At 67.7% G+C, this 17,711-nt stretch carries 14 protein-coding genes; 6 read left to right on the plus strand and 8 right to left on the minus strand.

All coding sequences use genetic code 11. The features are described 5' to 3' along the window. The first annotated feature begins 50 nt into the window (after positions 1-50). Complete coding sequence (locus tag WG902_RS17665; RefSeq protein WP_340061458.1) at positions 51-1,052, plus strand: aldo/keto reductase; 1,002 nt, start codon at positions 51-53, stop codon at positions 1,050-1,052. 84 nt (positions 1,053-1,136) lie between these two features. Here WG902_RS17665 and WG902_RS17670 read toward each other — a convergent pair whose 3' ends face one another. Continuing rightward, positions 1,137-2,048 (minus strand): DMT family transporter, encoded by a 912-nt coding sequence (locus WG902_RS17670; RefSeq protein WP_340061459.1) that lies wholly within the window; start codon positions 2,046-2,048, stop codon positions 1,137-1,139. Positions 2,049-2,164: 116 nt separating this feature from the next. On the opposite strand from WG902_RS17670, the gene WG902_RS17675 reads away from it, so the two are divergent. After that, the gene (locus WG902_RS17675; protein ID WP_340061460.1) at positions 2,165-2,410 is read left to right on the plus strand and encodes a hypothetical protein; all 246 of its coding nucleotides are present in this window, start codon (positions 2,165-2,167) and stop codon (positions 2,408-2,410) included. On the opposite strand, the gene WG902_RS17680 is transcribed toward WG902_RS17675, so the two are convergent. After that, on the minus strand, positions 2,407-3,543 hold the full coding sequence (locus tag WG902_RS17680) for an NAD(P)/FAD-dependent oxidoreductase (RefSeq protein ID WP_340061461.1): 1,137 nt from the start codon (positions 3,541-3,543) through the stop codon (positions 2,407-2,409). The two genes, WG902_RS17675 and WG902_RS17680, sit on opposite strands and share 4 nt — an antisense overlap. Positions 3,544-3,571: 28 nt before the next feature. Between WG902_RS17680 and WG902_RS17685 the strand changes: the two genes are divergently transcribed. Then, the gene (locus WG902_RS17685) at positions 3,572-4,060 is read left to right on the plus strand and encodes a DUF3299 domain-containing protein (RefSeq protein ID WP_340061462.1); all 489 of its coding nucleotides are present in this window, start codon (positions 3,572-3,574) and stop codon (positions 4,058-4,060) included. A gap of 32 nt (positions 4,061-4,092) precedes the next feature. Continuing rightward, positions 4,093-5,412 (plus strand): M20/M25/M40 family metallo-hydrolase, encoded by a 1,320-nt coding sequence (locus tag WG902_RS17690; protein ID WP_340061463.1) that lies wholly within the window; start codon positions 4,093-4,095, stop codon positions 5,410-5,412. 151 nt (positions 5,413-5,563) lie between these two features. On the opposite strand, the gene rpoD is transcribed toward WG902_RS17690, so the two are convergent. Together rpoD and dnaG are read right to left on the minus strand one after the other, a co-directional pair. Continuing rightward, complete coding sequence (gene rpoD / locus WG902_RS17695) at positions 5,564-7,945, minus strand: RNA polymerase sigma factor RpoD (protein WP_340061464.1); 2,382 nt, start codon at positions 7,943-7,945, stop codon at positions 5,564-5,566. Between the two features lie 243 nt (positions 7,946-8,188). Further along, positions 8,189-9,991: a DNA primase gene (gene dnaG, locus WG902_RS17700; protein ID WP_340061465.1), complete on the minus strand. Its 1,803-nt coding sequence runs from the start codon at positions 9,989-9,991 to the stop codon at positions 8,189-8,191. An 81-nt stretch (positions 9,992-10,072) separates the two neighbouring features. On the opposite strand from dnaG, the gene WG902_RS17705 reads away from it, so the two are divergent. Continuing rightward, positions 10,073-11,719 (plus strand): acyl-CoA synthetase, encoded by a 1,647-nt coding sequence (locus WG902_RS17705; protein ID WP_340061466.1) that lies wholly within the window; start codon positions 10,073-10,075, stop codon positions 11,717-11,719. A gap of 142 nt (positions 11,720-11,861) precedes the next feature. Here WG902_RS17705 and WG902_RS17710 read toward each other — a convergent pair whose 3' ends face one another. Then, on the minus strand, positions 11,862-12,845 hold the full coding sequence (locus WG902_RS17710) for a tripartite tricarboxylate transporter substrate binding protein (protein WP_340061467.1): 984 nt from the start codon (positions 12,843-12,845) through the stop codon (positions 11,862-11,864). A gap of 110 nt (positions 12,846-12,955) precedes the next feature. Here WG902_RS17710 and WG902_RS17715 point away from each other — a divergent pair, with 110 nt between their 5' ends. After that, on the plus strand, positions 12,956-13,861 hold the full coding sequence (locus tag WG902_RS17715) for a YihY/virulence factor BrkB family protein (protein ID WP_340061468.1): 906 nt from the start codon (positions 12,956-12,958) through the stop codon (positions 13,859-13,861). On the opposite strand, the gene ggt is transcribed toward WG902_RS17715, so the two are convergent. The 3 genes from ggt to WG902_RS17730 all read right to left on the minus strand — a co-directional run bounded on the left by ggt (position 13,858) and on the right by WG902_RS17730 (position 17,708). Next, a complete protein-coding gene (gene ggt, locus WG902_RS17720; RefSeq protein WP_340061469.1) occupies positions 13,858-15,642 on the minus strand; it encodes a gamma-glutamyltransferase in 1,785 nt (594 codons plus the stop codon). The genes WG902_RS17715 and ggt overlap by 4 nt on opposite strands. A 67-nt stretch (positions 15,643-15,709) precedes the next feature. Further along, positions 15,710-16,468 (minus strand): 3-hydroxyacyl-CoA dehydrogenase, encoded by a 759-nt coding sequence (locus WG902_RS17725; RefSeq protein ID WP_340061470.1) that lies wholly within the window; start codon positions 16,466-16,468, stop codon positions 15,710-15,712. A 196-nt stretch (positions 16,469-16,664) separates the two neighbouring features. After that, the gene (locus WG902_RS17730) at positions 16,665-17,708 is read right to left on the minus strand and encodes an extracellular solute-binding protein (protein WP_340061471.1); all 1,044 of its coding nucleotides are present in this window, start codon (positions 17,706-17,708) and stop codon (positions 16,665-16,667) included. Between the last annotated feature and the right edge of the window lie 3 nt (positions 17,709-17,711).

The following is a 17,711-nucleotide window of genomic DNA, read 5'->3' on the forward strand; positions in this document are numbered from 1 at the left end:
CGATGCCTGCGTTGTACTCCAGGGCACGCGCCTGCGCTAAGCTTGCGCGGATGCAAACGCGCTCGCTCGGCCCCTTCACCGTCCCCGCCCTTGGCCTGGGCTGCATGAACCTCAGCCATGCCTATGGCGCGCCGCCGTCGGCCGAGCAGGGCGGGAACGTCTTGCGTGCCGCGCTGGACGCCGGCGTCACGCTCTTCGACACCGCCGCGCTGTACGGCTTCGGCGCCAACGAGACGCTGGTGGGCCGCGTGCTGAAGGCGGACCGCGGCCGCATCACCCTGTGCAGCAAGGGCGGCATGGCGGGCGTGAAGGACAACGATGGCGTTACGCGCAGGGTGATCGACGGCCGGCCGGAATCCATTCGCCGCGACTGCGAGGACAGCCTGCGCCGCCTGCAGACCGACGTCATCGACCTGTACTACCTGCACCGCTGGGACAAGAAGGTGCCGGTGGAGGAGAGCATGGGCGCGATGAGCCGGCTGGTCGAGCAAGGCAAGGTGCGGACGCTCGGCTTGTCCGAGGTGTCGGCGGCCACCATTCGCAAGGCGCACGCGGTGCATCCCCTGACGGCGGTGCAGACGGAGTATTCGCTGTGGACACGCAATCCGGAGATCGCGGTGCTGGGCGCCTGCCGCGAGCTGGGCATCGCGTTCGTGCCCTTCAGCCCGCTGGCCCGTGGCTTCCTGTGCGACGCGGTGCACGACGTGGCTGCTTTCGACGCCAAGGACATCCGCAAGTCGATGCCGCGCTTCGAGCCGGCGCATTACGCGGCCAACCTGAAACTGCTGCCGGGTTACAAGGCGTTGGCTGAGGAGGCCGGTTGCACGCCGGCGCAACTGGCGCTGGCCTGGCTGCTGCACCAGGGCGAGGACATCATCCCCATACCCGGAACCACGAAAGTGGAACACCTGCGGGAGGACCTGGGGGCCGCCGACGTGAGGCTGTCTCGTGACCTGCTCGCACGGTTGGATGCGCACATCAATCAGCGGACCGTGCATGGCCACCGGTACAGCGCGCAGGCACGCAGCGAGGTGGATACCGAGGAATTTTGAGGGACGGCGGGGTCGCTTTCGCGAACCCGCCCTACAGGGACGCGGCATTCGCAGGGCGGGTTCGCGCAGCGACCCCGCCATGCATCAATCGGGGATCGGCTCCAGCTCCGCCCGCCCCCGGCTGCGCTCGCTTTGCAGCACGTACAACCCCGCACCGACCAGCAGCGCGATCCCCGCCCAGGCCACCGCGTTCGGGACGTCTCCCCACACGATGAAGCCCAGCAGCAACGCGAACAGCAGCCCCGCATAGCGGAACGGCGCCACCACGCTCATCTCGCCGGCGCGCATGGCGATGGTCAGCAGGAAGTAGCCGATGCTCAGGAACACGCTGGCCGTGGCCAACAGGGCCAGGCTTTGCCAGCTCGCCGGGCGCCAGTCCTGCTGCAGGCTCCACAGCCCCGACAGCAGCGTGACCGCCACGGCCGTGCTGAAGGTGATGAGCAGGGACGGGATGCTGCGGTCGATCGTGCGCGTCAGCAGGTCCCGGCTGGCGTGCAGCAGGGTCCCGCCGAGGCAGAGCAGGGCATAGGCGTTGAAGGCCGCGCCGCTGGGCTGCACCACCAGCAGCACGCCGGCAAAGCCGGTGATGATGGCCAGCCAGCGGGCCCCGCCCACCTTTTCCTTGAACGCGATGACGGCGAACAAGGTGATGAACAGCGGCGTCGCCATGTTGATCGCCGTCGCGTTGCCGATCGGCAGGTGGAACAGGGAAGTGAGATAAGTGAGGGTGGCGCAAGCGTCCAGGAAGGCGCGCAGCACCACGCGCCGCTCCCACAGGCGCGGAATGTCGCGCAGCAGTCCCATCGCCCCGAGCACGCCGAGCAGCAGCACGGTGGCGAAGACGCCGCGCAGGAAGATCAGTTGCCCTGACGGCAGCTGCTCGCTGACGTGTTTCACGATCGCGTCGTTGGCCACGAAGCTGGCCATGCCGGCGGCCATGGCCAGCACTCCGCGGCGGTTGGCGGCGCGCAACGCCTGCGGTGTGGATGGGGTCATGCGGGCGTGATCTTAAGCGGGCTGTCCACACCGGGCCGACGTGACGCCGGATGCCTTGCTGGCGCGCCTCGTGCGGCGCATACTGGGCGGGTCGTCTCCAACAGAGGAGGACCGACATGAAACACGGCGTGGAACCCGAGGTCATCGGGGGATTGAGCATCTTCGAGAAGTCGTGCGCCTATTGCGGCGCGCACTTCCGGGTGCTGGCGGTGCGCGGCCCGCACGACGCGCAGCGCGAGGAATACGGATGCCCGGAATGCGGCATGGCCTACCGCACCGAGGCCGCCGGGGAGCCTGAAGTGCAACTTCTGCGCCGGCGCACCGACGGCAAGTCGGACCAATACCAGCAGACGATGTTCTAGCGCAGGCGCGCTGGACTGAGCATCTGCGCCGTCACGCCGCACGCCGCGATGTGCTGCGGCAACGGCAGGCCGCGCGCGAGTGCGGCACAGGCTTCGCCCATGGCCGCCGAGGTCTGGATGCCGTAGCCGCCTTGCGCGGCCAGCCAGAAGAAGCCGGGCGCCTGCGCGTCGAAGCCCCCGACCAGGTCCCCATCGGCCACGAAGGAGCGCAGCCCCGCCCAGGTGCGCGACGGCCGCCTGATTTCCAGCGTGGTCATCTGCTGGATGCGGTCGATGGCCAGGGCGATGTCCAGTTCCTCCGGCTGCACGTCGTGCGGCGGCACCGGATCCGCGTTGGCCGGCGACCCGAGCAGCATGCCGGCGTCGTGCTTGAAGTACCAGGTCTCGTCGGCGCTCACCAGGCAGGGCCAGTGGCGCGACTCCGTGCCGGGGGGCGGCGCGAACGTGAAGGCCGAGCGCCGCTTCGGTTGCAGGCCGATCGGACGCACGCCGGCCAGGCCCGCGACCACGTCGGCCCAGGCGCCGGCGGCATCGATCAGCACTGGCGCGCGGAACACACCGGCAGGGGTGGTGACTTCCCACACCGCGTCGACACGCCGCATCTGCAGCACCTCCGCATCGCACACGATGCTGCCGCCGGAGCGCCGCGCGCCGCGCAGGTAGCCCTGGTGGATGGCGTGCACGTCCATGTCGAAAGCGTCGGGCTCCAGGGCAGCGCCGATCACGCGTTCCCTGCGCAGCACGGGCACCAGCGCGACGGCTTCTTCGGCGGTGAGGTCGCGGGCGTTGGGCGCCATGGTGCGCAGCACCTCGCGGTGCGCCTGCAGTTCCTCCTCCTGCCCGTGCGTGGCCACCAGCAGGCAGCCGCGCGGGCCCAGCAGCGGGTGCCCGGTGAAGCCGTCGGGGGGCGCGTCGAAGAAGGCGCGGCTGGCGCGCGTCAGCGCCCGCACTTGCGCTGTGCCGTAGCTTTCCAGGAACAGCGCGGCCGAGCGGCCGGTGGAGTGGTAGCCCGGCTGCGACTCGCGTTCGAGCACCGTCACGCGCGCGTGTGGCGCCAGGAAGAAGGCCACCGACGCGCCGGCGATGCCGGCACCGATCACGATGAAATCGGCGGACGGCGTAGAGGTTGGCATGCTAACTAAGTCCGTTAAACTGGCGGCAATGATTCGTATTGTCTCCGCCGGCCGCCTGGTAGCTGCGTGCGCGCTGGCAGCTGCGCTCGGCTCTGCGCTGGCGCAGCCACAGCCCCAGCCACCGCACGACCCGCAGACGCAGATGCTGCCCGACGCGAGGGGCGCCGTGCCCTGGTCGTTGCTGTCCAAGACCGCGATCCGCAAGATCGACGGCAAGCTCGGCCCCGATTTCCCCGCGGCGCTGAAGCCCCTGAACGGCAAGACCGTCAAGCTGCAAGGCTACGTCCTGCCGCTGGAAGCCGGGCAGACGCACAAGCGGTTCCTGCTGTCCGCCTGGTCGCCCAGCTGCCCGTTCTGCCTGACTGCCGGCCCCGAAGCCATGGTCGAGGTCAAGGCCCGCAAGGACGTGAAGCACTCGCTCGACCCGGTCGTGGTGCAAGGCCGGTTCGAACTGCTCGACAACGACCCCTCCGGCATGTTCTTCCGGCTCGTCGACGCCGAGCCCGGCACCCTCTGATCCGATTCCATCCCCCACCCCCGAGAGAACCCATGAAGAGAAGACAGCTCGTTGCCGCGTGCGCGGTCGCGCTCCTTGCCCAATTCCCCTCCGCCTGGGCGCAGTCCGCGCCGCCGCCGATCAACGCCGCCACGGAAGCTGCATTCGGCAAGCTGGGCGCGCTGCCGGCCGTGAAGCAGGCACTGGACTTCATCAAGGCCGATGACGAGCGCACGCTGAAGGAACAGATCGAGCTGACCGAGATTCCGGCGCCCCCCTTCAAGGAATCGGTGCGCGCCGCGGAATACCAGAAGCGCATGAAAGCGCTCGGCCTGGCCGACGCCCGCATCGACGCCGAAGGCAACGTGATCGCCGTGCGCAAGGGCACGGGCCGCGGCCCCGTGCTGGTGGTGTCGGCGCACTTGGACACCGTGTTCCCCGAGGGCACCGACGTCAAGGTGAAGGTGAAGGACAACCGCTACGCCGCGCCCGGCATCTATGACGACGGCCGCGGGCTGGCGTCGCTGCTCAGCGTGGTGCGCGCGCTCGACCATGGCAAGCTCAAGACCGTGGGCGACATCGTCTTCGTCGGCACCGTGGGCGAAGAGGAACTGGGCGACCTGCGTGGCGTGAAGGCCTTCTTCCGCGACAACAAGGGCATCGACGGCTTCATCTCCTTCGACGGCGTGGACGTCAGCCGCATCGTCGACCAGGCCACCGGCAGCCGGCGCTTTCGCATCATCTACACCGGCCCCGGTGGCCACAGCTTCTCGGCCTTCGGCCTGCCGTCCGCCACGCATGCGCTGGGACGGGCCATTGCCAAGATCAGCGAAGTGCGCACGGTCGACAACCCCAAGACCACGTTCACCGTTGGCACGCTCAAGGGCGGTACCTCGGTGAACGCGATCGCCGCCGAAGCGGAACTGGGGCTGGACATGCGCTCCAACAGCGCCGTCGAACTGAAGAAGGTGGAAGACCAGATCATGGCGCTGGCGCGCGAAGCCGCCGACGAGGAGAACAAGCGCTGGGGCAAGCCGGACACCATCAAGGTGGAATTCAAGCTGGTGGGCGATCGCCCGGCCGGCGGGTCGTCACCCGATTCGCCGATGCTGCATGCCGCGCGCAAGGGTGTCGCCGCGGTCGGCGCCGAGGTGAAATCCATCATGGCGTCGAGCACCGACTCCAACCTGCCGATCAGCCTGGGCATCCCCGCGGTGACGCTGGGCAGCGGTGGCGTCGGCGGCGGTTCGCATGGCCCGGGCGAGTGGTATTCGCCGGTGAATGCGTGGCTCGGCCCGCAGAGCCAGCTCCTGACGATTCTTTCGTTGGTGGGCGTGGAAGGCGTGACGCAGCCGCTGTTGCCGAAGCGCTGACAGGGTGAGCCGGGGTCCGCTTCGCGGAACCCGGCCTACGGGGAATGTTCGCGGAACCCGGCCCCCGCCGATACGCGGACGACATGTAGGCCGGGTTCTGCGACAGCGGACCCCGGCAGCAAGAAGAAGGGCCCCGAGGGGCCCTTTGTCTTTAGATCGTGTCGATGAACGACCGCAGCTTGTCCGATCGGCTGGGATGCTTCAACTTCCGCAGCGCCTTGGCTTCGATCTGGCGAATCCGCTCGCGGGTGACGTCGAACTGCTTGCCGACTTCCTCCAGCGTGTGGTCCGTGCTCATCTCGATGCCGAAACGCATGCGCAGCACCTTCGCCTCGCGCGGCGTGAGCGAGTCGAGGATGTCCTTGACCACGTCGCGCAGGCCTGCCTGCATGGCGGCTTCGATCGGCGCGGTGTTGCCGGTGTCCTCGATGAAATCGCCCAGGTGGGAATCGTCGTCGTCGCCGATCGGCGTTTCCATGGAGATCGGCTCTTTCGCGATCTTCATGATCTTGCGGATCTTGTCTTCCGGGATCTCCATCTTGGCGGCCAGGATGCTGGCGTCCGGCTCGAAGCCGAACTCCTGCAAGTGCTGCCGCGAGATGCGGTTCATCTTGTTGATGGTCTCGATCATGTGCACCGGGATGCGGATCGTGCGGGCCTGGTCCGCGATGGAGCGGGTGATCGCCTGCCGGATCCACCACGTGGCATAGGTCGAGAACTTGTAGCCGCGCCGGTATTCGAACTTGTCCACCGCCTTCATCAGGCCGATGTTGCCCTCCTGGATCAGGTCCAGGAACTGCAGGCCGCGGTTGGTGTACTTCTTGGCGATGGAGATCACGAGCCGCAGGTTGGCCTCGATCATTTCCCGCTTGGCATGGCGCGACGAGGCCTCGCCCTCGTTCATGCGCTTGTTGATTTCCTTGAGCTCGTGCAGCGGCACCACCACGCGCGACTGCAGGTCGGCCAGCTTCTGCTGCAGCTCCTGGATCGCGGGCACGTTGCGGGCGATGATCACGCTCCACGGCTTGCCGGCGGCGGCCTGCTTTTCCACCCACTTCTGGTTCAACAGGTTGGGCGGGAAGTCCTTGATGAAGGTTTCCTGCGGCATGCCGCACTTGTCCACGATGATGCGGCGCAGCTCGCGCTCCTTCTTGCGCACGTCGTCGACCTGGCCGCGCACCATGTCGCACAGCTTCTCGATCGTCTTGGCCGTGAAGCGGATGCTCATCAGCTCTTCGGACAGCAGCTTCTGCGCCTTGTGGTACGCCGGCGTGCCCCAGCCTTCCTTGTCGTAGACCTTGTGGACCTTCTCGAACAGGGAGTGGATGCGCTCGAAGCGCTCGAGCGCCTGCGCCTTCAGTTCTTCCAGCTTGCGGGTCAGCGCCTTGCTGCCGCCCGAGCCGTCGTCGTCGTCGTCCGCGTCGAACTCGTCGAAGTCTTCTTCGGCGACGTAGTCGTCGGCTTCGTTCGGGTTGGAGAAGCCGTCCACCACCGTGGAGATGACGATCCGGCCTTCGCGGATCTCGTTGGCCAGCCGCAGGATTTCGGCGATGGTGGCGGGCGAGGCGGAGATCGCCTCCATCATCGCCATCAGGCCGCCTTCGATGCGCTTGGCGATTTCGATTTCGCCCTCGCGCGTCAGCAGTTCCACGGTGCCCATCTCGCGCATGTACATGCGCACGGGGTCGGTGGTGCGGCCGAACTCGCTGTCGACGGTGGACAGTGCGGCTTCGGCTTCCTCTTCCGCTTCCTCCACCGTCGCCGTCGTCGGCGTGGTGTTGTTCAGCAGCAGCATCTCGGCGTCGGGCGTCTGCTCGTACACCGCCACGCCCAGGTCGTTCAGCATCGCGACCACGACTTCCAGCGTCTCGGCATCGACCAGCTTTTCCGGCAGGTGGTCGGTGATCTCGGAGTGCGTCAGGTAGCCGCGGGTCTTGCCCAGCGTGATCAGCGTCTTCAGGCGCTGGCGGCGCTTGGCCATTTCCTCTTCGGACAGGACGGTTTCGTCCAGGCCGAATTCCTTCATCAAGGCGCGTTCCTTCGCCTTGCTGATCTTCATGCGCAGGGGCTTGGCCTTTTCGGCGACCGCCTCCACCACCACCGGTTCGGAGTCGGCGAATTCGGCTTCGATGTCGCCCAGGTCGACTTCACCCTCGGCCAGGGGCGGCTTGCCGCCCGCGGTCTCCTTGGGTTTGCGGCCGCGCTTGGCGCCGGCTTTCGCCGGTGCCTCCACCTCGGCTGCTGCCTTGGGCGGTCGGCCCAGCTTTTTCTTCGTTGCTTCGGCGACGACCGCGGCGGCTTTCGCGGTTTTCCTGGGTTCTTCCTTGGCGGAGGCCTTTTCGGGCTTGGCGGGCGACTTCGTGGGCACGGGCTTGTTTACTTTCGTGGCTGCGGCGGATTTGGAAGCAGGCCTGTCGGCGTTCTTCACGACCTTCAACTGGGCTTTGGCGTTTTTCGCGGCGGGCGCTGGCGGTTTGACTGGCTTGCGCGCCGTCGGTTTCGCGGCGGCAGGCAGCTTTTTCTGTGCGGGCATAGGACCTCGGGCAAGAACAGCGAAAACACAATAGCGCCTCGAACCCGGGCGCGGGTGAAGGAGAGGCCGACAGTGGCCTTCAGGGGCAAGATGGATGGGCGAACATTTGGGGTGCAGCCCTTGCGGAAAGTTTGGCCTGTGCCCTGTGCTGGGCGCCGCGCGTTGCGCGGATGGGCCGGTCCGGAGGTGCTGCTGTCGCTCTTGCCGCCAGCAAACCCTACATTATATCGACATGGCCGGATTTCAAGCCTTGGTCCCGGGTTTTTGCGCTTCCAGCAGCGCCCGGTAGCGCTCGAAGGCCTCCGGATCCGAGGGCGCGGCGGCGGCCAGGCGCTTCATCTCCTCGTCCCGGCGGCGCTGCTTTTCCTTGGCCAGGATGTCGCTCAGCTCGGCGGCGTCGGCCTCGATTTCCGGCGGCACCTTCGCCATCTCCCCCACGGCAAACTCCTCGTGCGCATGGCCCTTGAGCGCCTCGCGCAAGGCTTCCCAGGGCTGGGGTCCATGGTCGTGGTGCTGGCTGTCCAGCCAGGCGAACAGGGGGCCATACGGCGCCGGCATCTCGACCAGCAGGTGGTGTTCGTCGTGGCTGAGCCGTTCCCAGGCCTGCGGCAACGAAAAGAGGATCTGCAGGGCGCGGGTGCCGCGGTTCATCGGCGGGGTGCGCACGGACCTTCGCACCGGCGCCGGGTTGCTTTCCGGGCGCCTCCACGCCCGCCGTTCGCCGTCGTCGCGGCGTTGCGAGCCGGGGCGCTTGCCCTCCCACAGCTCGCCGAGCTCGCGCGACTCCAGTTGCACCAGGTCGGCGATCTCCGCCAGCAGCTGGCGCTTCAAGGCGCCCTCGGGCAGCTGCGTCCAGAGCGGCCTGGCGTTGGCCGCCAGGTGCGCGCGGCCTTCCGCGGTGTTCAGGTCGCAGCCCTCGCGCGACGCCTCGATGAGAAAGCGCGACAGCGGCACGGCGTCGCCGATGCAGCGGGCAAAGGCGTCCTTCCCGTGCTCGCGGATGTAGCTGTCCGGGTCGTGCTCCGGCGGCAGGAACAGGAACTTCACCGTCCGCACGTCGGTGGCATAGGGCAGGGCGCCGTCCAGGGCCTTGCGCGCTGCGCGCCGGCCGGCGGCGTCGCCGTCGAAGCTGAAGACCACGCTGTCGGTGAAGCGGAACAGCTTTTGCACGTGGTCCGGGGTGCAGGCGGTGCCGAGCGTCGCCACGGCATTGGGGAAACCCATTTGCGCCAGGGCGACCACGTCCATGTAGCCCTCGGTGACCAGCACGAAGCCCTGCTCGCGCAGCGCGGTGCGCGCCTCCCACAGCCCATAGAGCTCGCGGCCCTTGCTGAAGATCGGCGTTTCCGGCGAGTTCAGGTACTTGGGTTTCTCGTCGCCCAGCACCCGGCCGCCGAAACCGATGCATTCGCCCTTGACGTTGCGGATCGGGAACATCACGCGGTCACGGAAGCGGTCGTAGCGCTTGTCGTCGTCCTCGTTGACGATCACCAGGCCGCTTTCCGCCAGGAGCGGATCGTCGTAGTCGGGAAAGACACTCGCCAGGGAGCGCCAGCCTTCCGGCGCATAGCCCAGGCCGAACTCCTTCGCGACTTCGCCGGACACGCCACGCTGCTTGAAGTAGTCGACCGCGCGGGGCGAGTTCTTCAGGTTCTTGCGGTAGGCGGCGCCGGCCTTTTCCAGCACGTCGGTCAGCGTGGCCTGCTTGTGCCGCTGTTCGGCCTGCCGCGCGCGGTCGGCCGGGGAGAGGTCCTCCTCGGGCACCTGCATGCCGTACTTGCCGGCCAGGTCCTTGACGGCCTCGACGAAGTTCATGCCGGCATAGTCGATCAGGAAGCCGATGGCGTTGCCGTTCTTGCCGCAGCCGAAGCAGTGGAAGAACTGCTTGGAGGGGCTGACCGTGAAGGACGGCGACTTCTCGGAATGGAACGGGCACAGCCCGGAGAAGTTGGCCCCGGTCTTCTTCAACTGCACGTAGCGGCCGACGATCTCGACGACGTCGGCCCGCGCGAGCAGTTCCTGGATGAAGTTCTGGGGGATGGCCACGGTGGGTCTACGTATTCCTACCGGATTCTGCACTGGTCGGAAAGGGGCTACTCTCGGGCAACAACAGCCAGGAGACAAGCCGTGGCCAGCATCTTCGACCAGGACCTGCCGCGCAACGCGGCCAATTTCACACCGATCTCGCCCCTGTCCTTCCTGGAGCGGGCGGCGCAGGTGTACCCGGACAAGACCGCCGTGGTCCACGGGTCGCTGCGGCGCACCTGGGCGCAGACCTACGAGCGTTGCCGGCGCCTCGCCAGCGCGCTGCAGCGGGCCGGCCTCGGCAAGGGCGACACCGTGGCGGCGATCCTGCCCAACACGCCGCCGATGGTGGAAGCGCACTTCGGCGTGCCCATGGCCGGCGCGGTGTTGAACGCGATGAACACCCGGCTGGACCCGGAAGCCATCGCCTTCATGCTGGACCACGGTGAGGCCCGGGCCGTCATCGTCGATCCGGAGTTCGCGGGCGTGATGCAAAAGGCGATCGCGATGCGCAAGGGGTCGCGACCGCTGCTGGTGATCGACGTCGAGGACGCGCTCTTCACCGGCGCCACGCAGCGCATCGGCAGCACGACCTACGAGGCGTTCCTGGCCGGCGGCGACCCCGGGTTCGCCTGGGACCTGCCCGCGGACGAATGGGACGCGATCGCCCTGAACTACACCAGCGGCACCACCGGCAACCCGAAGGGGGTGGTCTACCACCACCGCGGCGCCGCCATCAACGCCATCTCGAACATCCTCGAGTGGGACATGCCCAAGCATCCGGTGTATCTGTGGACGCTGCCCATGTTCCATTGCAACGGCTGGTGCTTTCCGTGGACCGTGGCGGCGCGCGCCGGCGTGAACGTCTGCCTGCGCAAGGTGGAAGCCCGCGCCATGGCGGACGCGATCCGCGAGCACGGCGTCACCCATTACTGCGGCGCGCCGATCGTGCACGCCATGCTGGTGAACGCGCCGGACGAACTGAAGCAGGGCTTGCCCGCCGGCGTGAAGGCGATGGTGGCAGGCGCGGCGCCACCGGCGTCGCTGATCGAAGGCATGGAGAAGATGGGCTTCGACCTGACGCACGTCTATGGCCTGACCGAGGTGTACGGCCCCGCCACGGCCTGCGCGAAGCACGCGGAGTGGGACGGGCTGGACATCGGCGACCGCGCCCGGCTGAATGCGCGCCAGGGTGTGCGCTACCACCTGCAGCGCAGCGCCGAGGTGCTTGACCCGGAGACCATGCAGCCGGTGCCGCGCGACGGCGAGACGATGGGCGAGATCATGTTCCGCGGCAACATCACGATGAAGGGCTACCTGAAGAACGCGAAGGCGACGCAGGAAGCTTTTGCCGGTGGCTGGTACCACACGGGCGACCTGGCGGTGCAGTACCCCGACGGCTACATCAAGATCAAGGACCGCAGCAAGGACATCATCATTTCGGGCGGCGAGAACATCTCGTCGATCGAGGTGGAGGACGTGCTGTACCGCCACCCCGACGTGCTGGCGGCGGCGGTGGTGGCCAAGCCCGACGCGAAGTGGGGCGAGACGCCGTGCGCCTTCGTGGAGCTCAAGGCCGGCTCCAAGCTCACGCCGGAGGAGGTGGTGGCGCACTGCAAGAAGCACCTGGCCGGCTTCAAGGTGCCGCGGGCGGTGGTGTTCGGCGAGCTGCCGAAGACGTCGACGGGGAAGATCCAGAAGTTCGAACTGCGCAAGAAGGCGGGGTCTTCTACCGCCATCGACGTTTGAGAGGCCAAACCCAACAGCCGGACGCAGAAGGCGCGGAAGTTACGCAGAAGGCGCAGAAAAAACCAGGAACGGGGTTTGGGTTCCTTTTGCGTCTTCTGCGTAACTTCCGCGCCTTCTGCGTCCGGAAGTCCTGCCCCCGCTTTCAGGTCTTCAGCCCCAACCCCAGCTTCTCCACCATCGCCTTCTCCTTGACGTACTGCTCGCGGATGAACTTCTCGTAGTCGGCGGTGTTCATGTAGATCACCGACTGGTCGTACTTTTCGAACATCGCCAGCACCGCCGGGTCCTCCAGCGTCTTGCGGAAAGCGTCGTGCAGGCGCCGCGTCACCGCGGGATCCATGCCCTTGGACGCGCCGATGCCGAAAGGCGACTCGGAGATCGTGTCGAAGCCCAGCTCGTTGAGCGTCGGCACGCTCGCCCACTTCCTGGTGCGCTTGGAGCCATACGTCGCCAGCAGGAGCGCGGTGCCGCCATCGACGTGCGAGGACCAGCCGGTGGAATCACTGTGCGCCATGATGTGGCCGCCCAGCAGCGCCTGCATGCCGTCGGCGAACCCCTTGAAGGGCACGTGCTGCAGCTTGATGCCCGCCTTGTCGGCAAACTCCTCCACGGCCAGGTGCGGCGTGGTGCCCTGGCCGGGCGAGCCGTAGGTGAACTTGCCGGGGTTGGCCTTGGCGTAGTCCACCAGGTCCTTGACCGACTTGATCGGCGAGTCGGCCTTGACGACGATGCCGAAGGTGTAGCCCGTCATGTTCAGGATGTAGGTGAAGTCCTTGAGCGGGTCGAACAGCATCTTCTGCATGTGCGGCAGCCGCGCCACCCCGATGGTGAGCTGCGACAGGGTGTAGCCATCGGGCTTGGCCGAGACCAGTTCGTTCGGACCCAGCATGCCGCTGGCGCCCGCCTTGTTCTCCACGATCATCTGGCCGCCCAGCGCCCTGCCGGCACTCTCGGCGATGGCACGCATCACCGCGTCCGTCGCGCCGCCCGCCGGCCATGGGCAAATCAGGCGGATGGGCCGCGCCGGAAAGGCCTGCGCCCGCGCGAGCGAGGGCAGGGCGAGGCCGGCGGCGGCAGCCACCGCGGCCTGGACGACCTGGCGGCGGGAACGATCGGGACGCTGCATGGTGGTCTCCTGGGGGTGGCCCAATCTAGCTGGGCCACGCCGCCGGCCCATCAGGGTAAGCCTGTAACCGTGCGTCCCCGGGGCGACTCCGGGACGGCATACTGCCCTTCATGCATGTGCTGAGCCCCGCAGGGGCCTACGTCCTCGCCCATCCCGGCACCTTCGCCAAGCGCGTCCTGAAGGGCTTCCAGACCAACCAGGGGTTGCTGCTGGCGGGCGCGGTTGCGTACTACGCGCTGCTGTCGGTGGTGCCGCTGCTCATCCTGGTGGTGATCGCGCTGTCGCACTGGGTCGACCAGGCCGAACTGCTGTCGACCCTGGGGACCTACCTGGAATGGATCATCCCCGGCCAGTCCAAGGCGATCGTGCAGGAGCTCGCCAACTTCGTGCAGCACCGCGACGTGATCGGGTGGGTGCTGCTCATCACGATGCTGTTCTTCAGCTCGCTGGCCTTCACCGTGCTGGAGAAGGCCATGGCCGTGATCTTCCTGCACCGGTTCGCCATCAAGCGCCGCCACTTCATGGTCTCCGCGCTGCTGCCCTACATCTACATCCTGTCGGTGGGCGTGGGGCTGCTCATGATGACCTTCGTCGCCGGCGGCCTGCAGGCGATGGGGGAGAACAGCATCCACTTCCTCGGCTGGGAATGGTCGCTGTCGGGCGTGTCCGGGGTGCTCCTGTACCTGATGGGGCTGGTCGGCGAGGTTTTCCTGCTCACGTCGATCTACATGGTGATGCCCGTCGGGCGCCTGTCATGGCGCCACGCCCTGATCGGCGGCATCACGGCCGCCTTGCTGTGGGAGCTGACGCGCCGCGTGCTGGTGTGGTACTTCGGCACGCTGTCGCAGGTGAGCGTGGTCTACGGCTCGCTCACCACCGCGATCATCGTGCTGTTCACGCTGGAGATCGCCGCCACCCTGCTGCTGCTGGGTGCGCAGGTGATCAGCGAGTACGAGCGGATCGACCGCAAGGGGCCCGAGGCCGAGCCACCCGGGACGAAAGTCCTGAAGACCTAGTCGCCCATCACCACGCCTTCGCGGCGCGGGTCGGCGCCGCCGAAGAGGCCGCCGCGGGTGCGCTGGATGGCCTGCAGGCCGCTGGTCATGTCGGTCTCGCGCACCTCGTGCCCGCGCGCCTGCAGCGACTGCACGACGGCCGGGGGGAAGCGGTTCTGCTCCAGGGTGGTCGGGCCGTTGTTCGAGCCGAAGTTCGGCAGGTCGATGGCCCGCTGCGCATCCAGGCCCCAGTTCAGCACGCCGTACAGCGTCTTGGCCGTGTAGTGGATGATCAGCGCGCCACCAGGGCTGCCGCCACTCATGACCAGCTCGCCCGTGCCCTTGTCGAACACCAGCGTGGGCGCCATGGACGAGCGCGGCCGCTTGCCGGGCTGCACGCGGTTGGCGATCGGGCGGCCCTGCGCATCGGCCGGGGCGAAGCTGAAGTCGGTGAGTTCGTTGTTCAGGAGGAAGCCGCGCACCATCTGGCGCGCGCCGAACTGGTCCTCGATGGTGGTGGTCATCGCGATCGCGTTGCCGTACCCGTCGACGATGCTGATGTGCGAAGTGCCGTACTCCACCTGCTCGGGGCTGGGCGCGTAGCGGCTTGCCACCTGTCCCGGCGTGCCCGGCTGCGCCGTCTTCATGCTCTGGGCACCGATCAGGCGGGCGCGCGAGGCGAGGTACGCGGGATCCAGCAACGACATCCAGTTGCCGGCGGGCGCCTGCACGAAGTCCGGGTCGCCGAGGTACTGGCCGCGGTCCGCGAAGGCCATGCGCGCCGCTTCGGTGTACAGGTGCAGCCACTCGGCGGACGGCAGCCCGTTTTCCAGCGGCAGGGCGGCGGCGTTCGTGTTGTTCAGGATGCCGAGGATCTGGCCTACCGCGATGGCGCCGGAGCTCGGTGGCGGGAAGCCGCAGATGCGGTAGTCGCGTGACTGCGCGCGATAGTCGTGGCAGATGGGCGTGCGCTTCTTCGGCTGGTAGCCGGCGAGGTCGGCCATGGTGAGCCGGCCGGGATTGGTCGGATGCTTCTGCACCTTGTCGACGATCGCCTGCGCGACGTCACCCTGGTAGAACGCCGCCGAGCCTTCGCGCGAGATGCGGCGCAGCACGGCGGCCAGCTCCGGATTGCGCAGCGTCGTGCCGACCGCCAGCGGCTCGCCGTTCGGCTGGAAGAAGTAGGCCGCCGCCGTCGGGTCCTTCTTCAGGTGCGCGTCGGCCCTGGCCAGCGTGTTCAGGCGCGGGCTCACGCGGAAGCCGTTCTCGGCCAGCGTGATCGCGGGCTGGAAGAGCGCCGCCCACGGCAGCCGGCCGTGCTCGCGATGCGCCATCTCGAGCACGCGCACCGTGCCGGGCACGCCGACCGAGCGGCCGCCGACGACGCCTTCATAGAAAGCAAGGGGCTTGCCGTCAGCGGCGAGGAAGAGGCGCTCGTCCGCCGCAGCCGGCGCGGTCTCGCGGCCATCGAAGGCTTCGACGTTGCGGCCGTTCGAGTGCAGCAGGAAGGCGCCGCCGCCGATGCCGCTGGACTGCGGCTCCACCAGCGTCAGCACCATCTGCACGGCGATCGCCGCGTCCACCGCGGAGCCGCCGGCGCGCAGCACTTGGTAGCCGGCATCGGTCGCGAGCGGGTTGGCAGCGGCCACCGCGAACTTCGATGTCGCCCAGCCCGGCTTGGCCGTGAAGCCGGAGGCGGCCTCGGGCTGCTGCGGTACCGAATAGGTGAAGCTGGAAGGTGTGCTGGCGCATGCGGCCAGCAGGCTGGCGGCAGCCAGCCAGGTGAGGACGGGGCGACGCATCGTTGTTCTCCTGGACCCTGGGATGGAGCCCGGAACTATAGGCCGTCGCCGCCCGCCTGCGTGCGAATCAGCGCGGCGCCAGCCGGATCGCGCCGTCGAGGCGGATCACCTCGCCATTGAGCATGTCGTTCTCGAAGATGTGCTTGGCCAGCTTGGCGTAGTCGTCGGGCGTGCCCAGGCGCGAAGGGAAGGGCACGCTGGCGGCCAGCGCGTCCTGCACTTCCTTGGGCATGCCGAACAGCATGGGCGTGCCGAAGATGCCGGGGGCGATGGTCATGTTGCGGATGCCGTTGCGCGCGAGGTCGCGTGCGATCGGCAGCGTCATGCCGACCACGCCTCCCTTGGAGGCGCTGTACGCGGCCTGGCCGATCTGGCCGTCGTAGGCGGCGACAGAAGCGGTGGAGATCATGCAGCCGCGCTCGCCGGTGGACTCCGGTTCGTTCTTGCCCATGGCTTCCGCGGCCAGGCGGATCATGTTGAACGAGCCGACGAGGTTGACCATGATGGTCTTGGTGTACAGCGCCAGGTTGTGCGCGCCGTTCTTGCCGACCGTCTTTTCCGCCGGTGCGATGCCGGCGCAATTGACCAGGCCCATCAGCTTGCCGAGCGAAACCGCCTTGGCGACGACGGCCTGGCCGTCGGCCTCCTGGCTCACGTCGCACTTCACGAAGCTGCCGCCGATGTCCTTGGCGACCTGCTCGCCTTTTTCCACCTGCATGTCGGCCACGACCACCTTGCCGCCGTTGGCCGCCAGCATGCGCGCCGTGCCTTCGCCGAGGCCCGAGGCGCCGCCGGTGACGATGAAGACTTTGCCCTTGATGTCCATCTCTGCTCCTGGTGCTTTTGACGTGAACGTCAATTATCTCGCACGGGGATGGCGGGGTCGCTGCCGCAAACCCGACCTACGGAGAAGCGAAAAAGCCCGGCATCGCCGGGCTTTTTCGTGTGAGCGGTGAGCCGCCGTCAGGTCGGCCTCGACCGCGAGCAGCGCGCGGCCGCGCCGCAGGCGTCGGCTCCGCGCCTTACTTGAACCCGACCCGATCCAGCATCTGCTGCACCTTCACGGTGTTGGCACCGACCGCCGCCAGCGGGATCGTCTCTGCCTTGAAGTCGCCGCCGCCGCTCATGGCCTGCAGCGCCGGGTTGTTGACCTTCACGCCCCTGGCCGTGGGCCACTCGTTGTTGCCGTTGGCGAAGTAGTTCTGCGCCTCGGGGCTGGCCAGGTACTCCAGGAACTTGACCGCGTTGGCCGGGTTCTTGCTGTTCTTCGCCACCGCGCCGCCGGCGATGTTGAGGTGCGTGCCCCAGGTCTGCTGGTTGGGGAACACGACGCCCACACGCTCCATCAGCGCCTTGTCTTCCGGCGCGGTGCTGCGCAGCAGGCGGGCGATGTAGTAGGTGTTGGACACGGCGATCTGGCACTCGCCGGAACCGACGGCCTTGATCTGGTCCGTGTCGCCGCCCTTCGGGTCGCGCGCCATGTTGGCGACGATGCCCTTCAGCCACGCCTCGGCCTGCTGCTCGCCCGTGTGCTCCATGACGGCGCCGAACAACGACAGGTTGTACGGGTGCGAACCCGAACGCAGGCAGACCTTGCCCTTGTTCTTGGGGTCCGCCAGTTCTTCGTAGGTGTCCACGTCCTCGCGCTTGACCTTCACCTTGTCGTACACGACGACGCGGGCCCGGGTCGAGAAACCGAACCACGTGGTGCCTTCCGCGCTGGGCGCGGAGCGGTACTGCGCGGGGATTGCGTCGTCCAGCACCCTGGACTTGACCGGACGGAACAGGCCATCGACGTCCCCCTTGTACAGTCGGGCCGCATCGACCAGCAGGATCACGTCGGCGGGCGACGCGGAGCCTTCGGCCTTCAGGCGGGCCAGGATGCCGGCGTCGTCCGCGTCCACGCGCTGGATGCGGATGCCGGTGGCCTTGGTGAAGTTGCTGTACAGCGCCTCATCCGTGGAATAGTGGCGGGCGGAGTAGAGGTTCAGCACCTGCTCCTGCGCGGCGACGGAGGTGGCGACGGCGAACAGCAGCGTCGCGATGCCAGCGGCCTTGGCGATCATCGG

The sequence above is a fragment of the Ramlibacter sp. PS3R-8 genome, from assembly GCF_037572435.1.
Taxonomy (GTDB): Bacteria; Pseudomonadota; Gammaproteobacteria; order Burkholderiales; family Burkholderiaceae_C; genus Ramlibacter.

What these genes read in the sequence shown, in the direction of transcription:
- WG902_RS17665 (WP_340061458.1), top strand. Translation starts at nt 51, where the DNA reads ATGCAAACGCGCTCGCTCGGCCCCTTCACCGTCCCCGCCCTTGGCCTG.
- WG902_RS17670 (WP_340061459.1), bottom strand. Translation starts at nt 2,048, where the DNA reads ATGACCCCATCCACACCGCAGGCGTTGCGCGCCGCCAACCGCCGCGGA.
- WG902_RS17675 (WP_340061460.1), top strand. Translation starts at nt 2,165, where the DNA reads ATGAAACACGGCGTGGAACCCGAGGTCATCGGGGGATTGAGCATCTTC.
- WG902_RS17680 (WP_340061461.1), bottom strand. Translation starts at nt 3,543, where the DNA reads ATGCCAACCTCTACGCCGTCCGCCGATTTCATCGTGATCGGTGCCGGC.
- WG902_RS17685 (WP_340061462.1), top strand. Translation starts at nt 3,572, where the DNA reads ATGATTCGTATTGTCTCCGCCGGCCGCCTGGTAGCTGCGTGCGCGCTG.
- WG902_RS17690 (WP_340061463.1), top strand. Translation starts at nt 4,093, where the DNA reads ATGAAGAGAAGACAGCTCGTTGCCGCGTGCGCGGTCGCGCTCCTTGCC.
- rpoD (WP_340061464.1), bottom strand. Translation starts at nt 7,945, where the DNA reads ATGCCCGCACAGAAAAAGCTGCCTGCCGCCGCGAAACCGACGGCGCGC.
- WG902_RS17710 (WP_340061467.1), bottom strand. Translation starts at nt 12,845, where the DNA reads ATGCAGCGTCCCGATCGTTCCCGCCGCCAGGTCGTCCAGGCCGCGGTG.
- WG902_RS17715 (WP_340061468.1), top strand. Translation starts at nt 12,956, where the DNA reads ATGCATGTGCTGAGCCCCGCAGGGGCCTACGTCCTCGCCCATCCCGGC.
- ggt (WP_340061469.1), bottom strand. Translation starts at nt 15,642, where the DNA reads ATGCGTCGCCCCGTCCTCACCTGGCTGGCTGCCGCCAGCCTGCTGGCC.
- WG902_RS17725 (WP_340061470.1), bottom strand. Translation starts at nt 16,468, where the DNA reads ATGGACATCAAGGGCAAAGTCTTCATCGTCACCGGCGGCGCCTCGGGC.
- WG902_RS17730 (WP_340061471.1), bottom strand. Translation starts at nt 17,708, where the DNA reads ATGATCGCCAAGGCCGCTGGCATCGCGACGCTGCTGTTCGCCGTCGCC.